The sequence below is a fragment of the Sagittula salina genome (genome assembly GCF_017813235.1).
Lineage (GTDB): Bacteria > Pseudomonadota > Alphaproteobacteria > Rhodobacterales > Rhodobacteraceae > Sagittula > Sagittula salina.
On record NZ_JAGISH010000003.1, the window covers coordinates 237,193 to 254,299 of the forward strand.

20 protein-coding genes are annotated in these 17,107 nt (G+C 63.9%); 12 read left to right on the forward strand and 8 right to left on the reverse strand.

Annotated features, from left to right (window positions below; genetic code table 11):
- Positions 1–558 precede the first annotated feature (558 nt).
- The 10 genes from rpmH to J5474_RS07380 all read left to right on the forward strand — a co-directional run bounded on the left by rpmH (position 559) and on the right by J5474_RS07380 (position 8,670).
- Complete coding sequence (rpmH, locus tag J5474_RS07335; protein ID WP_209360155.1) at positions 559–693, forward strand: 50S ribosomal protein L34; 135 nt, start codon at positions 559–561, stop codon at positions 691–693.
- Between the two features lie 17 nt (positions 694–710).
- Positions 711–1,103, forward strand: a complete 393-nt coding sequence (gene rnpA, locus J5474_RS07340) for a ribonuclease P protein component (RefSeq protein ID WP_209360156.1) — start codon at positions 711–713, stop codon at positions 1,101–1,103.
- Complete coding sequence (gene yidD, locus J5474_RS07345) at positions 1,100–1,321, forward strand: membrane protein insertion efficiency factor YidD (RefSeq protein WP_209360157.1); 222 nt, start codon at positions 1,100–1,102, stop codon at positions 1,319–1,321. Before rnpA ends, yidD begins: the two co-directional genes overlap by 4 nt.
- 5 nt (positions 1,322–1,326) lie before the next feature.
- On the forward strand, positions 1,327–2,193 hold the full coding sequence (ttcA, locus tag J5474_RS07350) for a tRNA 2-thiocytidine(32) synthetase TtcA (protein ID WP_209360158.1): 867 nt from the start codon (positions 1,327–1,329) through the stop codon (positions 2,191–2,193).
- A 69-nt stretch (positions 2,194–2,262) separates the two neighbouring features.
- Positions 2,263–3,810 carry a putative bifunctional diguanylate cyclase/phosphodiesterase gene (locus J5474_RS07355; protein WP_209360159.1) on the forward strand — a complete coding sequence of 516 codons (1,548 nt, stop codon included), beginning with the start codon at positions 2,263–2,265 and terminating at the stop codon, positions 3,808–3,810.
- A 197-nt stretch (positions 3,811–4,007) separates the two neighbouring features.
- A complete protein-coding gene (gene yidC / locus J5474_RS07360) occupies positions 4,008–5,819 on the forward strand; it encodes a membrane protein insertase YidC (RefSeq protein ID WP_209360160.1) in 1,812 nt (603 codons plus the stop codon).
- Positions 5,820–5,909: 90 nt separating this feature from the next.
- Positions 5,910–6,560: a ribosome biogenesis GTP-binding protein YihA/YsxC gene (gene yihA / locus J5474_RS07365; RefSeq protein ID WP_209360161.1), complete on the forward strand. Its 651-nt coding sequence runs from the start codon at positions 5,910–5,912 to the stop codon at positions 6,558–6,560.
- Between the two features lie 72 nt (positions 6,561–6,632).
- Positions 6,633–7,529: an acetylglutamate kinase gene (gene argB, locus J5474_RS07370; RefSeq protein WP_209360162.1), complete on the forward strand. Its 897-nt coding sequence runs from the start codon at positions 6,633–6,635 to the stop codon at positions 7,527–7,529.
- A complete protein-coding gene (locus J5474_RS07375; RefSeq protein WP_209360163.1) occupies positions 7,526–8,185 on the forward strand; it encodes a ferredoxin in 660 nt (219 codons plus the stop codon). Before argB ends, J5474_RS07375 begins: the two co-directional genes overlap by 4 nt.
- Entirely contained in the window at positions 8,182–8,670 is a 489-nt protein-coding gene (locus J5474_RS07380) for a SixA phosphatase family protein (RefSeq protein ID WP_209360164.1), read from the forward strand. The genes J5474_RS07375 and J5474_RS07380 overlap by 4 nt, the downstream gene beginning before the upstream one ends.
- Positions 8,671–8,681: 11 nt before the next feature.
- On the opposite strand, the gene J5474_RS07385 is transcribed toward J5474_RS07380, so the two are convergent.
- The 6 genes from J5474_RS07385 to J5474_RS07410 form a co-directional block, all read right to left on the reverse strand.
- A complete protein-coding gene (locus J5474_RS07385; protein WP_209360165.1) occupies positions 8,682–9,704 on the reverse strand; it encodes an amino acid ABC transporter substrate-binding protein in 1,023 nt (340 codons plus the stop codon).
- A 165-nt stretch (positions 9,705–9,869) separates the two neighbouring features.
- On the reverse strand, positions 9,870–10,580 hold the full coding sequence (locus J5474_RS07390) for an ATP12 family chaperone protein (RefSeq protein ID WP_209360166.1): 711 nt from the start codon (positions 10,578–10,580) through the stop codon (positions 9,870–9,872).
- Positions 10,577–11,254, reverse strand: a complete 678-nt coding sequence (locus J5474_RS07395) for an HAD-IA family hydrolase (RefSeq protein ID WP_209360167.1) — start codon at positions 11,252–11,254, stop codon at positions 10,577–10,579. Before J5474_RS07395 ends, J5474_RS07390 begins: the two co-directional genes overlap by 4 nt.
- On the reverse strand, positions 11,251–12,294 hold the full coding sequence (locus J5474_RS07400) for an RluA family pseudouridine synthase (RefSeq protein WP_209360168.1): 1,044 nt from the start codon (positions 12,292–12,294) through the stop codon (positions 11,251–11,253). Before J5474_RS07400 ends, J5474_RS07395 begins: the two co-directional genes overlap by 4 nt.
- Positions 12,291–12,665 (reverse strand): fluoride efflux transporter CrcB, encoded by a 375-nt coding sequence (crcB, locus tag J5474_RS07405; RefSeq protein WP_209360169.1) that lies wholly within the window; start codon positions 12,663–12,665, stop codon positions 12,291–12,293. The genes J5474_RS07400 and crcB overlap by 4 nt, the downstream gene beginning before the upstream one ends.
- A gap of 129 nt (positions 12,666–12,794) precedes the next feature.
- On the reverse strand, positions 12,795–14,183 hold the full coding sequence (locus tag J5474_RS07410; protein ID WP_209360170.1) for a trypsin-like peptidase domain-containing protein: 1,389 nt from the start codon (positions 14,181–14,183) through the stop codon (positions 12,795–12,797).
- A 153-nt stretch (positions 14,184–14,336) separates the two neighbouring features.
- Here J5474_RS07410 and J5474_RS07415 point away from each other — a divergent pair, with 153 nt between their 5' ends.
- Together J5474_RS07415 and J5474_RS07420 are read left to right on the forward strand one after the other, a co-directional pair.
- Positions 14,337–14,573: a hypothetical protein gene (locus tag J5474_RS07415; RefSeq protein ID WP_209360171.1), complete on the forward strand. Its 237-nt coding sequence runs from the start codon at positions 14,337–14,339 to the stop codon at positions 14,571–14,573.
- Position 14,574: 1 nt separating this feature from the next.
- Positions 14,575–15,030 (forward strand): host attachment family protein, encoded by a 456-nt coding sequence (locus tag J5474_RS07420; protein ID WP_209360172.1) that lies wholly within the window; start codon positions 14,575–14,577, stop codon positions 15,028–15,030.
- 389 nt (positions 15,031–15,419) lie between these two features.
- On the opposite strand, the gene rplQ is transcribed toward J5474_RS07420, so the two are convergent.
- Together rplQ and J5474_RS07430 are read right to left on the reverse strand one after the other, a co-directional pair.
- Positions 15,420–15,836, reverse strand: a complete 417-nt coding sequence (gene rplQ, locus J5474_RS07425; RefSeq protein ID WP_209360173.1) for a 50S ribosomal protein L17 — start codon at positions 15,834–15,836, stop codon at positions 15,420–15,422.
- 160 nt (positions 15,837–15,996) lie between these two features.
- The gene (locus J5474_RS07430) at positions 15,997–17,013 is read right to left on the reverse strand and encodes a DNA-directed RNA polymerase subunit alpha (protein ID WP_209360174.1); all 1,017 of its coding nucleotides are present in this window, start codon (positions 17,011–17,013) and stop codon (positions 15,997–15,999) included.
- Positions 17,014–17,107: the final 94 nt, after the last annotated feature.

Here is a 17,107-nt window from a genome sequence, read left to right on the forward strand (position 1 = left end):
CGTTGTGCGCTGTGTTCGCGCCGCCATCATCGGACAGCGCGTCCTGACCGGCAACATGCCCCGCACGGGCGCCAAAGGCTCCCCCGGCCCGCGCCATATCACGGCGGCTTGATGACGGGGACGACTTTCGTGACCTCCGGGCGGGACATAGCCCCTGCCCTGCAACAATAGCCCCCGTGGAGGCGGCGCTCTGAAACACGCCCCCCCCCCCTTAGCGCACGTTCCGGCGGCGTCGCTATCGGCATGAATCAGAGCCTTCATCCGGGGCCCCACGCAGAAAACCGCGCGCCAAAGCCCGGCGTGGAGGGGTCGAAAACCCTTAATATCCGGTAAACGCCCCCGGTTAAGCCCTTGAAATACCTTGAGTGGCGAAACGTCCCATGCTGGGACAGCCCGACGGGTCGGCAGGTGGGGAGGGTGAAATTTCTCTCGGGCGAGACTTTTCACTTTCCTTCGAAAGGGATATTTGACATCCCATCCCGGCCCCCCTATAGGACGGGCTTCGAATATTCCTGGCGGCGACTCGCGTCGCCGGCCAATGAAACCGGAGTAGCCGCGATGAAACGCACCTTTCAACCGTCGAACCTCGTCCGCAAGCGCCGCCACGGCTTCCGTGCCCGCATGGCGACCAAGGGCGGCCGCAAGATCCTGAACGCACGCCGCGCCCGCGGCCGCAAGGTTCTCTGCGCCTGATCCCTGACGCGGCCGACATGGCAGTGACAGAGGCCGTCCCGGCAAGGTCGGAGGCGGCCTCGTTGCCGTTGCAGGTCCTTTCCAAGCGCGCCGACTTCCTTCGCGCCGCCAAGGCCCGCCGCGTCCCCTGCGAGGGTTTCCTCCTGCAGGCCCGCAAGCGCGCGCCCGGCGAGGCAGAAGGAATCCGTGTGGGTTTCACCTGCTCGAAGAAGGTCGGCAACGCCGTCGCCCGCAACCGGGCAAAGCGTCGCCTGCGCGAGATCGCCCGCCTCAATCTGCCCCAGCTCGGCCTGCCCGATCACGACTACGTCCTGATCGGCCGCGCGGAGAAGACCGCCAGCCGCGACTTCGCCGCGCTTCAGGACGATCTCCGACGCGCGATGGCCAAGCTCCACGGGAACCGCGCGTGACCCCCTCCGCTTGGCTCGTCTCGCTGCCGGTGCGGGCCTACCGCCTGATCGGCTCGCCCTGGGTCGGCCACGGCTGCCGCTACCAGCCCACCTGCTCTGCCTACGCCATGGAAGCGCTGGAGAAGCACGGCGCGCTCAAGGGCAGCTGGCTCGCTGCCCGCCGCATCGCCCGCTGCCACCCATGGGGCGGCTTTGGCATCGACAACGTACCGGATTGACGCCCATGCCCGACGAGACCGAATACGACGATATCCACCCCCTTTTCCACGGCGCGCCCAAGACCACAGAGTTCAAGAAGCTGCGCAAGCGGCTCGTGCAGACCGTCCGCGAGGCGGTGGAACACTACGGCATGGTCGAACCGGGCGACAAGCCGCAGAAATGGCTCGTCTGTCTCTCCGGCGGCAAGGACAGCTACACGCTGCTCGCGATCCTCTACGAACTGAAATGGCGTGGCCTGTTGCCGGTCGATCTGCTGGCGTGCAACCTCGACCAGGGGCAACCGGGCTTCCCCGCGACCGTGCTGCCAGAATTTCTCGAGAAAATGCAGGTCCCGCACCGGATCGAATATCAGGACACCTACTCCATCGTCATGGACAAGGTCCCCGAGGGCCGCACCTTCTGTGCGCTTTGCTCGCGCCTGCGCCGCGGCAACCTCTACCGGATTGCCCGCGAGGAGGACTGTTCGGCGGTGGTGCTTGGCCACCACCGGGATGACATCCTCGAGACCTTCTTCATGAATCTCTTCCATGGCGGCCGCCTCGCGACCATGCCGCCGAAACTGGTCAACGAAGAAGGCGACCTTTTTGTCATGCGCCCCCTGGCACATGTCGCCGAAGCCGACTGCGAGAAATTCGCGCGGGCGATGGATTATCCGATCATCCCCTGCGACCTCTGCGGCAGTCAGGACGGGCTGCAAAGGCAGCAGGTGAAGCAAATCCTAGACGGTTGGGAGAAGAACAGCCCCGGACGGCGGCAGGTCATGTTCCGATCCCTGATGAACATCCGGCCGTCGCATATGCTCGACCCGAAATTGTTCGATTTTTCCGGACTTGCCCGCACGTTTGACGAACACAATTCGAACAAAAACTGATCGCGTCGTTAAGGACCGAGTTACCCGCTCCGTCTAGTCTGGTTTCCACGTGATGGAAGGGACGGACGGATGAAAATGTCCATGGAGGCGGGTCTCGGCAGAATTCGCGCGGTGCTGAGACGGGGCATTCAAGGGCCGCAAGCGCTTGCGTTCCTCCCTGCCGTGGTGCTCGCTGCATTCTGGATGGGCGGCGAACCGCTGCTTATCCTGACCGCACTCAGCACGCCCTTCATCTATCTGTATTTCAGCGGGACGCCATCATTTGATTCCGATACCGGCGCGCAAGCTCGCCAGCAAGACTTGGCGGATATCGGGACAGCCCGGGAACTGGCGCAGCAGGCACTCGACCGCGCGCGCGTGGCCAACCTGACCACCGCCTGTATCATGGTGGAGGTGGACGGACTCGACGAGGGAGCCCAACCCACAGGGGAGGAACTGGCAGACGGGCTGCGCGACCTCTCCCTGTCCCGGCTCCGAAATACCCTGCGCCGCGATGACATCGCGCTACGGCTGGGGGACCGACGCTTCCTGATCCTGCTCGGCCCTTCGCTGCGACTCGACCTCGAATCGCTGCTGCAACTGTGCACCCGCCTGCAAAATGTCCTTGAGGAACCCGCTCCCATCGAGAACAGCACGAAATATCTTTCCGCTTGCCTCGGTTTCTGTGGCAGCAAACGGCTGTCGGAGAGCGCATCGGGATACCAGCTGATCGAGGCGGCGCAGGTCGCCTTGGCCGAGGCGGTCATAAACGGTCCCTCTGCCATTCGGGCGTGGTCGGAACACATGCGCATGGCTCACAGCGAACAGCGCAACCTTCGGGGGGAAATAGATCGCGCCCTCGCCAGCGGGCAGATCCAGCCGTGGTTCCAGCCGCAGGTCTGCACCTCGACCGGGCGCATCAGCGGCGTGGAGGCGCTGGCGCGCTGGATTCACCCCTCCCGCGGCATCGTTCCCCCCGCGCAATTTCTCCGCGTTCTGGAGGAGTCGGGCCGAATGGAGCGCCTGTCGGAGGTCATCCTGCAGCACTCCCTGACCGCGTTGCGCAGTTGGGACGCCGCTGGGCTCGACATACCCCGTGTCAGCGTGAATTTCTCCGACCCGGAGTTGCGCGACCCCCGCCTGGTCGAACGCATTCAATGGGAACTGGACCGCTTTGGCCTGACGCCGCAACGGCTTGGCATCGAGGTGCTGGAGACGGTCATCGCCGAGTCGCCCGAAGGGGTCGTCGCGCGCAATATCGTCGATCTGGGCAAGATTGGCTGCCACATCGACCTTGATGATTTCGGCACGGGACATGCCTCCATCACCTCCCTGCGCCGGTTCAAGGTGCACCGGCTGAAGATCGACCGCAGCTTTGTCACCCGCATCGACCGTGACGAAGAACAGCATCGCATGCTGGCCGCGGTCCTCGGCATGGCGGATAGGCTGGGCCTGGAGACGTTGGCCGAAGGGGTGGAAAGCGTCGGGGAACATGCTCTTCTGGCGCAACTTGGCTGCGACCACGTGCAGGGATTCGGGATCGCACGTCCCATGCCCCCCGACCAGTTGGTGGACTGGGCGAGGCAGCACTCCGACCGTATCGCCGAGGCGCAGCGCCTCGGGCGAGGCTCTGCCTGACCGGCCTGCGCCTCGGCCATTGAGACCGCCGACAAACAGGTTTTCACCGGCGATTTTCCGCATTTCCCTGCCTGAGACACCAGGAATACCGGGACACTGCGTCGCCTCAGCCATATGTGACGGAAATGTGCTTGACCTTTGAGGCCGGGAACGTTTGAACCCACCGGGACTTTCAAACGGAAAGGCAGGCTCCCCAAATGGATGAACAGAACAAGAACCTCTTCTTGGCGACAGCGCTCAGCTTTGTCGTCATTCTCGTATGGTTCATCCTGTTTCCACCACCCGAGACGGTGGAGGACCCGAACGCCCCGGCGCAGGTGACCGAAACGGTTGGCGCCACGCCCGGCGGCGAAACCGTCGCCACGGCACCCAGCGTGGCCCCGGGCACCACACCCGCCGCGGCACCGGAAACGGTCGAGGCCGTCGCGGACACACCGCGTCTGCCTCTGGATACCCCGCGTCTCGAGGGCTCCATCTCCCTCACCGGGGGGCGCATCGACGACCTGCGGCTGAAGGACTACACCGTCTCGCTCGACAGCGAGGAGATCGTGCAGATGCTCGATCCGGTGGGGCAGGACAGTGCCTATTACGTGCTTTACGGCTGGGCTCCCGGCAATGGCCTGAACAGCGCCGACGTGCCCGGCGCCAACACCGAGTGGACCGTGGAGCAGGGCGAGACCCTGACCACCCAGACGCCAGTGACCCTGCGTTGGGACAGTCCGGCGGGCCTGACTTTCCGCCGCACAGTTTCCATCGACGAGAACTACATGTTCTCTGTCAAGCAGAGCGTGGAGAACACTTCCGGCGCCACCGTCAGCCTTGCCCCTTACGGCATCGTCGCCCGCCACGGCGAACCCGACGGCAAGAAGTTCTTCGTCCTGCACGAAGGCGCCATGCAGATGTCCGACGGCATCCTCGAATTGACCACCTACGCCAACATGCCGGACCTCGACGTGAACGCCGCAGAGGGTACGCATGCTCTGGTGGAGCGCGTCAACCAGACCGGCTGGGTCGGCTTCACCGATCACTACTGGCAATCGGTGCTGATCCCCGGCAACGATCAACCGTTCAAGTCTGTCATCAAGTACGATCAGGCCGCCGATATCTATCAGTCGGAGGCCGTTCTTGCGACGCGCGAGGTAGCCGCCGGCCAGACTGTGGATGTCACCACGCAGCTCTTTGCCGGCGCAAAGGAATGGGAGGCGATCAAGGAATATCAGGCGCAGGGAGTGGACCGCTTTGTCGATTCGATCGACTGGGGCTGGTTCTTCTTCCTGACGAAGCCGATTTTTGCCGTGCTGCACTGGCTGCACGCCGTAATCGGGAACATGGGCCTTGCCATTATCGCCCTGACCGTTCTTCTGAAGGCACTGCTTTTCCCGCTGGCCTACAAATCCTACGCTTCGATGGCGAAGATGAAGGAACTCCAGCCGGAGATGGAGCAGCTGAAAGAGCGCGCGGGCGACGACCGCGAGAAGCTCCAGAAGGAGATGATGGCGCTCTACAAGGAGAAGAAGGTGAATCCCGCTGCGGGTTGCCTGCCGATCCTGCTGCAGATCCCGATCTTCTTCTCTCTCTACAAGGTGATCTTCGTCACGCTGGAACTGCGGCACGCCGACTTCTTCGGCCCGTTCCGCGACCTGTCGGCACCGGACCCGACCTCGATCTTCAACTTCTTCGGCCTGCTGCCCTGGGCATCGCCGGAACCCGGTTCGATCCTGGCGCTGATCTTCATCGGCATCCTGCCCCTGCTGCTGGGCGTGTCCATGTGGCTGCAACAAAAGCTTAACCCGGCCCCCGCCGATCCGGCGCAGCAGATGATCTTTGCGTGGATGCCATGGGTCTTCATGTTCATGCTGGGCGGCTTTGCGAGCGGTCTGGTGGTGTACTGGATCACCAATAACGTGATCACTTTCACCCAGCAGTTCCTGATCATGCGAAGCCACGGGTACAAGCCGGACATCCTTGGCAACATCAAGGGCAAGAAACCCGAGACCGCGAAGAAGTAACCCCATCCTCGCAGAACACCATGAACCGCGGTCGTGATGGTCTCACGGCCGCGGTTGCTTTATAAAGACACGGAATTCAGGAGACATCCCATGCAGATGCAATTCCCCCTGGCCGAAGAGCCCGACGACGCGGCCCGCGAGGCGGCGCGCAAACTGTTCATGGGCGAGGTCGACTTTCTCAAGGGCGTCGTGGCCATGGACGGACTGCCGCCCGACGACCGGGCGGAGGTCTGCTTTGCCGGGCGTTCGAATGTGGGCAAGTCGAGCCTCATCAATGCGCTGACGGGACGCAAGGCTTTGGCGCGCGCCTCCAACACGCCGGGCCGCACGCAGGAAATCAACTTCTTCACTCTGGGCGAGGAACGCTACCTCGTCGACTTGCCCGGCTATGGTTTCGCAAACGCCCCGGTAGCCGTGGTCGACAAATGGCAGCGCCTGTTGAAGCAGTACCTTTCCGGGCGGGCCACGCTGCGCCGCGCCTTTGTGCTTGTCGACTTCCGCCACGGGATAAAGAAAGTCGATGAGGAGATCCTGACGCTGCTCGACAAGTCCGCCGTGCCTTTTCAGGTGGTCATGACGAAGCAGGACAAGGTGAAGGCCGTGGATCAGGAGAAGGTACTGGAGCAGGTCCGCACCGCGCTCTCCCGGCATCCCGCCGCCTACCCGGAAATCGTTACCACGTCCTCGGAAAAGGGCGACGGCATCGCGACGTTGCGGGCGATCATCGCCGGGCTGACCTGAGGCAAACGGGGCCCTCTGGAACTCCGCCCCGCGACAGGGCATTGTCCATCGCATACGCCGAAGGATGATCAGATGAGACCGCGCAACATGAACAAAGACTGGAAAGCCACCGCCCGAACCCTCTCGGAAGCCCTGCCTTTCCTGCAGCGCTATTCCGGGGCCATCGTCGTGGTCAAATTCGGCGGCAACGCCATGGGTGACGCCGATGCCATGGCGGAATTCGCCCGCGATATCGTGCTGATGCGTCAGGTCGGCGTGAACCCGGTGGTGGTTCATGGCGGCGGACCGATGATCAACGAGATGCTAAAGCGGCTCGACATCAAGTCGGAGTTCGTGCGCGGCAAGCGTGTCACCGACCAGGCCACCGTCGAGGTGGTGGAAATGGTGCTGACCGGCCTCGTGAACAAGCGAATCGTTCAGGCCATCATGGACGAGGGTGGCCGCGCCGTGGGCCTTTCCGGCAAGGACGACGACCTGATGGTCTGCGAGGCGGACGATCCCGAACTGGGCTTCGTCGGTCGCCCGATCGAGATGAACGTGCAGGTGCTGCGCGATCTGTTCAGCGCCGGGATCATCCCCGTGGTGGCGCCGGTGGCCACGGGCATGGACCCGCTGGAGACCTTCAACGTCAACGGCGACACCGCCGCCGGTGCCATCGCGGGCGCGCTGAAGGCGGATCGCCTGCTGCTGCTGACCGATGTCGCTGGGGTCAAGGACCAGACCGGCGAAGTGGTGACCGAACTGGTGCCCGACGACATTCGCCGCCTGACCGCAGAAGGCGTGATCGCAGGCGGCATGATCCCCAAGACGGAGACCGCGTTGAAAGCCCTGCAGGACGGGGTGCGCGCGGTGGTCATCGTCGATGGACGCGTCTCCAACGCCTGCCTGCTGGAACTCTTTACCGAGCACGGCTCCGGTTCGATGATCCGTCAGCCGGACCTGCCTTCGTTGACGCAGCGCTCTGTGTGACGCTCTCGGCACTGGAGGCCGCCGCGCAGGGGCATGGGCTGACGATTCGCGGCGGCCTGTACCCGCAGGCCGATCCGAGCCTGCCGGACGGCACCGGCACTCTGCTGCTGATCGGCCCGGACGAACCGCGTTTCTGGCCGCTCTTCGCGGCCGCGCCGGAATATACGGACGGCGCCCCAGACCCGATGGACCGCTGGTCAAAACGCATTCTGCCCGCACTGGCGGCGCCATACGGCGGCACGGCGCTTTTCCCGTCCGACGGTCCGCCCTACCCGCCATTCCTTGACTGGGCACGCGCCTCCGGTCACGCATGGGCATCGCCGCTAGGCCTGTTGGTTCACGACCGCGCGGGGCTTTTCCTGAGCTACCGGGGCGCGCTCGCGTTGCCACAGCGCCTCCCCCTTGACCAAGGGGTTCGCCCCTGCGTCGCCTGCGCTGCGCCCTGCCTAGGCGCATGCCCGGTGGATGCCTTTGCGGGCGGGCAGTATGATATGGCGCGCTGTCAGGCGCATGTTCACCGCTCCCCGGAATGCCAGTCCGGCTGCCTCGTCCGCCGCGCCTGCCCCGTCTCGTCTCCTGCCTCGCAGGGCTTTGAGCGGCTAGCCGTTCAGTCAGCTTTCCACATGACTGCCTTCATGAGAAATTACCGGCCATGAAACGTCTCATACTCATGCGTCACGCCAAATCCGACTGGAATGCCGGGCACCCCGACAGCGAACGCCCGCTGAACGGACGCGGACGCCGTTCCGCCAAGGCAATGGGCCTCTGGCTCAAAGATATGGAGTACCTCCCGCAGGAGATACTCTGTTCAAGTGCGGTTCGCACGCGAGAGACGCTTGACGGCCTGAACGTCAGCGGACGGACGAGCTACCTGAAGGCGCTCTACCTCGCGGATGAGGCGACGCTGTTGAAACACCTGCGCAAGGCGACAGAGGACTGCGTGCTGATGCTGGGCCACAATCCGGGCATCGGCGATTTCGCCCATGCGCTGGTGACCGGCGCGCCGGATCATGCCCGCTGGGACGATTACCCGACCTGTTCCACCATGGTGGCAGATTTCGACATTCCCGACTGGGAGAGCCTCTTGCCCGGCACCGGGCACGTTGTGGATTTCGTCGTGGGGCGAGACCTGACCGACTAGGGTCTCAGGGATCAGCGAAAGGGCGGGCTGTAAAGCAGCCCTCCTTCAGTCCACTGCAAGTTCAGCCCGCGCGACAGCCCGATGGGGGTCGTTTCCCCGATGTTGCGCGCAAAGAGTTCACCGTAATTGCCGCCCGCCTTGAGCGCGCGCACAGCCCAGTCGGGGTCAAGGCCCAGTATCTCGCCCATGTGACCTTCGAGGCCCAGCAGTCGGTTGACCTCCGGCGTGTTGGTGCCCTGTGCCTTCAGCTCGTCCACGTTGGCGGAATTGACGCCCAGTTCCTCGGCGATGATCAGCGCGTTCAGCACCCAGCGCACCAGATCGGCCCAGTCATTATCGCCGTGCCGCACCACCGGACCGAGCGGCTCCTTGGAGATGATGTCCTCCAGAAGAACGTGTTCGGAGGGGGTGCCAAAGGTTGCCCGAATCGCCGCCAGTTGCGACGCGTCGGAACTGAGCACCTCGCAGGACCCTTCGAGGTAGAAGGCCTGCGCCTCCTCCGTGCCGTCGACGGGAATCGCCTCGTAGGTCATTTCGTAGCGTTTGAAGTATTCCGCCACGTTCTGCGCGCTGGTGGTGTCGGCCTGCACGCAGATGCGGCGGCCGTTCAATTCGCGCGCGGAGGACAGGCCGAGCGCCTTCGGCACCATGAAGCCCTGCCCATCGTAGTAGTTGATCCCGGCGAAATCGACCTTCAGGTCGACGTCGGTGAGAAAGCTCCAGGTGGTGTTGCGCACGAGAAGATCAGCCTCGCCCGCGTTCAGGACGCGGTATCGCGTGGCGGCACTGGTTTCGATAAAGTCGACGGCCATCGGGTCATTCAGAACGGCCGCCGCCACCGCGCGGCAGATACCGACGTCGAAGCCCTGCCAGACCTCGTTCACATCCTTGTAGGCAAAGCCGATCAGCCCGCTGTTGACGCCGCAGTTCAGCTTGCCCCGTGTCTTCACCTCGTCCAGCGTCCCGCTGCTCGCCGCCGTGGCGGCCAGCAGCATCAGACCAGTCATTACGCTGGCGCACAGAGTTTTCGACATGCCGTCCTCACCTTCGCGTCTTCGCCGCAGCGCCCACCCACGGATACAGGTCACCCGCAAAAAACCAATGTTTTCACGCTCGCGGAACGCCGCCACAATGGGCGGAATCCCGCTTAGAGGTCAAGGCGGATGACCCGCCTCGATGTCTTCGCTTCGGGGAAGCGATCAGGCGCTCGCCAGAGCGTGATAGCGCGCCGCGTGCAGGAATTCGCCCCGCTTGCGTTGTGCAATTGCGGTGGCCTCCTCATCGGCGCCCCACTGTTCTTCCTGCCATACCTCGTCGATGCGCGAAAGCTGCCATGCGGCCTCCGGTTCGACGTGGCCCCGCGTCACGGCCAGCGCGATCACGAGAGAGCCCGACATTGCCACGAGATCGTGGAAAGCCGCCAGTTGAAAGGCTGTCTGTGCGTGGACGTCCCGCGCCAGGCGCGCGACGGCTTCCGGGGCCTGCGGGACATGCACCACACCCGTCTGATGGGTCAGACGGACGCCGTAGGTGGCTTCTGTCCAGTCCAGCAGAGGGTCCCAGCCGGCCACCTGGCGGACGATCAATTCCTCGGGGTGATCGGCACGGTAGCACAGGAGGTCGCTGTCGCCGTATGCGGCCAGCATATCGGCCACCTCTGCATGCTGCGTCGCAACCTTGTCCAGCGCGGAATTCGACGTGCGGGTAAAGGGCATCAGGGCGGGATTCACCTTTTCGCCCTGCGCCTGCCATTCGTAGGCCACCGCCTCCGCCAGCGCCATGGTCGGAACGACGAGGGCGGTCTTGGCCGGTGTCTTCACTCCGCGCCCGTCAAGCTTCACGGCATAGCCGCCTTCACAGGGTTCCGCGGTCGCATCTTTCCAGAACCGCTTCAGGGCCCATTCGCTCATGTCCGGTCCTCCAGCAGATCGAAGATCGCCGTCTCCAGCGTCTTCGTGTCATCCACGACCCGGGTTGCCGCCGCCAGCGCCTCCGCCGGGTGGTAGCCCCAGGTCACGCCGATGCCGCGGATGCCCGCCGCCTCGGCCATGTCCATGTCATAACTTGTGTCACCGATCATCACGGCCTGTTCGGCCTCCACTCCAACCTCGTCGAGGCAGGCAAAGAGCATGGCGGGATGCGGTTTCGACGGGTGGTCGTCGGCCACTTGTGTCGTGACAAAACGGCGCTGCAATCCATGCGCATCCAGCAGGCGGGTCAGCCCGCGCCGCGACTTTCCGGTGGCGACGCCCAGCATGACCTCGTCCTTGCCGGCGAGTTGCATCAGCAGTTCGGGGATGCCGGGATAAAGCGGCGAGGCCGCAGCGCCGCCCGCCGCGACCAGCGACGCGTAGGCGCCCTTGTAGGCCTCGACCAGCCGCGTGCGCTGGACCGCGCCGATACCCGTGACCAACCGCTCCATCGCCTGCGGCAGCGACAGCCCGACGATGCCCAGCACCGCCTCGCGGTCAGGCGTCTCCAGTCCCTCCGCGCGAAACGCCACGCCCATGGCGCCGAGGATATCGCCCTGGCTGTCCACCAGCGTTCCGTCGACGTCGAATATGACCAGCTTCAGGCCCGTCAATGCAGCGTCTCGAAAGGGTCGTCGTCGGCAAAGCTTTCTTCCCAGCCGAGCGTATCCCACGACTGTTTCATGTGCTCCGGCAGGGGCGCCGTAACGGTCAGCATCTTTTTGGTGATCGGGTGCTGCAGCGACATGGAACGCGCGTGCAGATGCAGTTTTTTCGAGATGACGCCACCCAGCTGCGCCCCCCAGCCGTCGCCAAGGTTCTCCTGTCCCGATCCGCCGTACTTTCCGTCGCCGATGATCGGATGGCCAATCTCTGCCATATGGGCGCGCAGCTGGTGGGTACGCCCGGTCAGCGGCTCCAGCGCCACCCAGGACGCGCGGCTGGCTACGCGGTAGAGCGTGGCATAATAGCTGTGCGCGCGCTTGGCGCCCTCTGTGGCGGCCATATCGCGCGGGTGGACGCAAAGCATCTTTTCGCCCTCGCCGCCCTTGCCGTGGCCGGGTGCCTTCACGAGACCGTACTTGATCTCTCCGAGGTAGGGGACGGGCACGCCCGCAACCAGCGCCCAGTAGATCTTGCGTGTTTCGCGATGGCGCAGGGCCTCTGTCAGTCCTTTGGCCGCCTCGCGCGTGCGGGCCAGCAGCAGCACGCCCGACGTGTCCTTGTCGAGCCGGTGCACGAGACGGGGCTTTTCCTCGAGGCCGAATTTCAACGCCTCCGCCAGCCCGTCAACGTGTTTCACCTGCTTGCTGCCGCCCTGCGTGGGCAGGCCCGGCGGCTTGTTCAGGGCGATGATATGGTCGTCCTTGTAGATCACGCAGGCGCGGATCATCTCAGCGTCCTTGTCGCTGATCTTCAGCTTCGGCGCGCTCTCGACCTGCCCCGGTTCCGGCAGCGGCGGAATGCGCACCTCCTGCCCGACTTCGACGCGGGTCGATGCCTTCGCACGCCCGCCGTCGACGCGGATCTCGCCCTTGCGGCACATCTTTTCGATCCGGCCTTGCGCCACATGCGGAAAGATTCGCTTCAACCAGCGATCCAGCCGCTGGTCGCCGTCACCCGGCCCCACGGTTATTGTCTGAACCCGGCTCATGATACGAAACTCCGCGCAAGCAGCAGCCCGGCAAAGAGCGCCGCAATGGAAACGACCACCGAGACCGCGACGTATCCCGCAGCCAGTCCCACCTGCCCGCGCTCGTAGATCGTGACTGCATCCAACGAGAAGGTCGAGAAGGTGGTAAAGCCGCCGAGGATCCCCGTCGTCAGCAGCGGTGCGAAACGGTTGCCCGAAACCTGCCCCAGCACGACGACCAAGACACCCATCAGGAACGACCCCAGAATGTTCACGGTCAGCGTCCCCCAGGGGAAGCCGCGACCCATCAGGCGCACCATCGCGAGGCCGGTAAGATACCGGCCCGAGGCGCCGATGGCGCCGCCAAGAGCGACTTGCAGTAGTGGTGTCATTGCGGTGCTGTCGCGCGTGCGGCTCTGGTTGTCAAGGACGCGGCGCTCACCCGTGGTCGCAATGCCTGCTGATCCCCAAAAATTTTGAACCGTAAGGGGCACGGCACCCGCCCCGGGCCTATTCAGGCATCAGACCCGGAACTGTAGAAAGAGGCGGCGCATTCCGCGCAGGACCTCGAACCGCTGGCGCCGCCCGCCGCGTTTCAGAAGGTCGCGCACGTCGGCGGGGCGCTCGACGCTGGCTCCGTTCACACCCAACACCACGTCCCCCGTTGCCAGCCCCGCACGGGCACCCCAGCGTCCAGGGTCCAGCACCACCACGCCGTCGTCGACAGCGAGGTCGGTGCCCAGCTCGACCACCACCGCCGGGTTGATCCGCGAAAGCCTGAGACCCGGCAGCACGGCATCTTCTCCAAGGCTGACTGCCTCGCGTGCGGGTTCGTCCGGTGGAGGCATCATCGCGACGCGGGCCCGGGCAACTTCGCCTTGGCGAGCGTAAAGCACGTCCGCCACCGAACCGAGTCCCGCCACAGACATACGGAACAGCATCTCCGGCGGGGTGTTCACGGGCTGGCCGTCGACCTCCAGAACCACGTCGCCCACGCTCAGCCCGGCCTCGGCAAAGGGGCTGGCCTTATGTATCTCCGAAATCACGATCCCTCCCGGCACATCGAGGCCGAGACTGTCGGACAGATCCGCATCCACCGGCTGCCCGGTGATTCCGGCCCAGGGTCGCTGAAACCGCTCCATCCCCTGCTGCGCCTGCTTCACGAACTGCGCCACCAGTCCGGCCGGAATGGCAAAGCCGATGCCGTTCGATCCGCCGGAGCGTGTCAGGATCGAGGTATTGATTCCGATCAGGCGACCGCCCGTGTCGATCAGCGCGCCACCGGAGTTGCCCGGATTGATCGGCGCATCTGTCTGGATGAAGTAGCCCCGCGCGTTGCCCGTCGCGGTACCCGACCGCGCGAGGCCGGAAACGATGCCCGATGACACCGTCTGCCCGACGCCGAAGGGGTTGCCGATGGCCAGCACCAGTTCACCCACTTCGACGGTATCGCTGTCGCGGAGTTCGAGATGCGGCATCGCCTCCGCACCCTCGAGCTGGAGGATCGCCAGATCCGACTCCTCGTCCCCCAGAAGCACCGTCGCCGCGTATTCCTTGCGATTGTTCAGCACCACGCGGATGTCCGTCGCCTGCCCCACTACATGGTAATTCGATACCACGATCCCATCCGCCGAAAGGATCACGCCCGAACCCAGCGAATTCTGCACCCTTGACCGCCCCTGCCCCATCCGAAAGAAGTCGCGGAAGAACGGATCGGCGGCGAAGGGGCTGCGCTCCTGCACCACGCGGCGGGCGTAGATATTGACCACCGCCGGGGTGGCCTGCTTCACCAGAGGCGCGAAGCTGAGGCTGATCTCCGCCGGGCTCTCGGGAACGCGGGTTTCCGCCACGGCGACGCCGCCCCAGCCAAACCCCACCAATAGCATCAGACATACAGCCAGGTTACGCATTCCGGTCCTCCCTTGCGACGTCGTTTGGATATGCCGCCTGCGCGCCGCCGATGCAAATCGCACGGCCGTGAGCGCGCTTCGGAGGCCAGGACACGGAACGCGGGGCAGCGGTCTGGCGTTGGGCCTGCGAACAACGAAACGATGGAGGACCCGATGGTCGAGCGACACAGATCCCAGGATGGCACCAGTGAAACGCAAGAGTACGTCGACGACGTCGAGACGCCGTCTCAGCAGGGGCGCGCGCAGGGCAACCTCGAGCGCGCCGTGGGTACCCGCGACGAAGAAAAACGCGCCGAGAAGGACCGCGCCGGCGCCACTCGCGTGACGAAATCGGACGAATCGGGGCAGGGTAACCTTGGCGGCCACCATGGCACCGGCGAGGAGAAATAAAATGACTGAACTGAAACAGGGTACCTGGATCGTGGTAGCGGACAGCGAAAAGGCGCTGTTTCTGCGAAACCTGACCGACCACGAGAACCCCAACCTCGATGTCTTTGACGAGGAAGAGCAGGATAATCCTTCGGATCGGGCACAATCCGCGAACCGGCCGGGTCGCATGAGCGATGGCGGTCCCGGCCAGCGGTCAGCGTTGGACGACACGGATTGGCACGAACTGGCAAAGGACCGTTTCGCCGCGGATCTGGCCGAAAAACTCTATGACGAAGCGCATAAGGGCCATTTCGACAAGCTCGTTATCGTCGCTTCCCCGCAGGTGCTGGGTGTATTGCGGGAGGAAATGCACAAGGAAGTGGCTGACAAAGTCATTGCCGAAGTGCCGAAAACACTTACCAACCATCCAGTTCGCGAGATCGAGAAACTTGTGAAAAAGGAACTGGACGCGACTTGACCGGTCGGCCGGTATGCGGGCACTCCCGCCCCAGGCAGGAGAGCCCGCCTGGTCCGTTAGCGTGGCGCCGTGATTGTCGCGATCGGCTTCTTCGGGTCGGCAAAACCATGCAGAAGCCAGATTTTCACCACGCTGCATTCGCCGCGTGGTGATTTCTCGTCTTATCGTTGGCTTCGCCGTCGTGTCGGCGCCAAGGCCAGCAGAGCAAGGAGCGAGGCAATGCGCCCCTTGAGTCGGGAGCCCTTGAGCGAGCGATCATCGACAAGCCAAGCACAGCCCAAGGCCGCAGCGGGAACCGAAGCTTTTTCGGACCGGATATGCTATGGCCCAAAGACACAAAGGCCCCCGCCAGAATGGCAGGGGCCTATACGTCTCCGCGAGGGAGAGAATTATTCCTCGACTTCGAGCGCTTCGAGGCGTGCGCGGTCTGCAGCGCCCTTGGCGTCCACATCGCGGTCGACCAGTTCGATGATTGCCATCGGAGCCATGTCACCGTAACGGAAGCCAGCCTTGAGAACGCGGGTGTAGCCACCGCTACGCTCTGCGTAGCGCGGGCCAAGGACGTCGAACAGCTTGGCGACGTGCATGTCCTGCTTCAGCTGTGCGCGTGCCTGACGGCGGGCGTGAATGTCGCCGCGCTTGCCGAGGGTGATCAGCTTGTCAGCGATCCGCTTCAGTTCCTTGGCCTTCGGCAGGGTGGTCTTGATCTGCTCGTGTTCGATCAGCGAGCCCGCCATGTTTGCCCACAGGGCTTTGCGGTGCTCGTGGGTGCGGTTCAGGCGGCGATAGCCTTTTGCGTGACGCATTGTCTTACTCCTAATGTGCCCTCTACGGGCGGTTTTGCTTTGTCAGGCCAGCGATGCGTGTCACCGGCTCTCCTTGGGGCCCAGGTTTCGAACCCGTGCCCGGGTGGTCATGGCGAGGCGTCTCCGCCCCGCCGAAGGGTGAGGTTTCCCCCACCGATACTCAGAACGAGTCTTCCAGCTTCTTGGCCAGATCCTCGATGTTGTCCGGCGGCCAGTCCTCGACGTCCATGCCGAGGTGCAGGCCCATTCCGGACAGCACTTCCTTGATCTCGTTCAAGGACTTGCGGCCGAAGTTCGGGGTGCGAAGCATCTCCGCTTCGGTCTTCTGGATCAGGTCGCCGATGTAGACGATGTTATCGTTCTTCAGGCAGTTTGCCGAACGGACCGAGAGCTCCAGCTCGTCGACCTTCTTCAGCAGCAGCGGGTTGAACTCCAGACCGTCCTCGTCGTCCTGACGCGTGGCCGATTCCGGTTCGTCGAAGTTGACGAAGATCGACAGCTGGTCCTGCAGGATGCGCGCAGCGAAGGCAATCGCATCCTCGGGCGTCACCGAGCCGTCGGTTTCGATCTTCAGTGTCAGCTTGTCGTAATCGAGAACCTGGCCTTCGCGGGTGGGCTGAACGTCGTAGGCGACCTTCTTCACCGGCGAGTAGATGGCGTCGATCGGGATCAGACCGATGGGCGCATCTTCGGGCTTGTTCTTGTCGGCCGACACGTAACCCTTGCCGGTGTTCACGGTGAATTCCATGTACACTTCGGCACCCTCGTCAACGTGGCAAAGCACGTGATCGCGGTTCAGGATTTCGATGCCGTTGCTTTCCTGAATGTCCCCAGCGCGCACAACGCCCGGACCCTTGGCGGAAACGGACAGGCGCTTGGGCCCTTCCACTTCCATCTTCAGCGAAACCTGCTTGAGGTTCAGGATGATGTCGGTGACGTCTTCACGCACACCGGCCACCGAAGAGAACTCGTGCAGGACGTTGTCGATCTGCACCGAGGTGATGGCCGCGCCTTGAAGCGAGGACAGCAGAACACGACGCAGAGCGTTGCCCAGCGTCAGGCCGAAGCCACGCTCCAGCGGTTCGGCCACGACGGTGGCCTGCCGCGACGGATCGGCGCCCGGCTTGATCTCAAGCTGGGTCGGCTTGATCAATTCTGCCCAATTCTTGTGGATCATGCAGTTCCCTCCATACCTGCCTGTTCCCCATGTCCAGTAGGAACAGACGCCCGAGGTTGTGAAAACGACAGAACGAGGCAGGGGAATGCCCCCC

Excerpts from the sequence above, each read along its gene's own strand:
- rplQ (WP_209360173.1), bottom strand. The coding sequence starts at position 15,836 with ATGCGTCACGCAAAAGGCTATCGCCGCCTGAACCGCACCCACGAGCAC.
- J5474_RS07390 (WP_209360166.1), bottom strand. The coding sequence starts at position 10,580 with ATGAGCGAATGGGCCCTGAAGCGGTTCTGGAAAGATGCGACCGCGGAA.
- J5474_RS07410 (WP_209360170.1), bottom strand. The coding sequence starts at position 14,183 with ATGCGTAACCTGGCTGTATGTCTGATGCTATTGGTGGGGTTTGGCTGG.
- J5474_RS07385 (WP_209360165.1), bottom strand. The coding sequence starts at position 9,704 with ATGTCGAAAACTCTGTGCGCCAGCGTAATGACTGGTCTGATGCTGCTG.
- J5474_RS07355 (WP_209360159.1), top strand. The coding sequence starts at position 2,263 with ATGAAAATGTCCATGGAGGCGGGTCTCGGCAGAATTCGCGCGGTGCTG.
- J5474_RS07380 (WP_209360164.1), top strand. The coding sequence starts at position 8,182 with ATGAAACGTCTCATACTCATGCGTCACGCCAAATCCGACTGGAATGCC.
- ttcA (WP_209360158.1), top strand. The coding sequence starts at position 1,327 with ATGCCCGACGAGACCGAATACGACGATATCCACCCCCTTTTCCACGGC.
- J5474_RS07430 (WP_209360174.1), bottom strand. The coding sequence starts at position 17,013 with ATGATCCACAAGAATTGGGCAGAATTGATCAAGCCGACCCAGCTTGAG.
- crcB (WP_209360169.1), bottom strand. The coding sequence starts at position 12,665 with ATGACACCACTACTGCAAGTCGCTCTTGGCGGCGCCATCGGCGCCTCG.
- J5474_RS07420 (WP_209360172.1), top strand. The coding sequence starts at position 14,575 with ATGACTGAACTGAAACAGGGTACCTGGATCGTGGTAGCGGACAGCGAA.
- rnpA (WP_209360156.1), top strand. The coding sequence starts at position 711 with ATGGCAGTGACAGAGGCCGTCCCGGCAAGGTCGGAGGCGGCCTCGTTG.
- argB (WP_209360162.1), top strand. The coding sequence starts at position 6,633 with ATGAGACCGCGCAACATGAACAAAGACTGGAAAGCCACCGCCCGAACC.
- J5474_RS07415 (WP_209360171.1), top strand. The coding sequence starts at position 14,337 with ATGGTCGAGCGACACAGATCCCAGGATGGCACCAGTGAAACGCAAGAG.
- yihA (WP_209360161.1), top strand. The coding sequence starts at position 5,910 with ATGCAGATGCAATTCCCCCTGGCCGAAGAGCCCGACGACGCGGCCCGC.
- J5474_RS07400 (WP_209360168.1), bottom strand. The coding sequence starts at position 12,294 with ATGAGCCGGGTTCAGACAATAACCGTGGGGCCGGGTGACGGCGACCAG.
- rpmH (WP_209360155.1), top strand. The coding sequence starts at position 559 with ATGAAACGCACCTTTCAACCGTCGAACCTCGTCCGCAAGCGCCGCCAC.
- yidC (WP_209360160.1), top strand. The coding sequence starts at position 4,008 with ATGGATGAACAGAACAAGAACCTCTTCTTGGCGACAGCGCTCAGCTTT.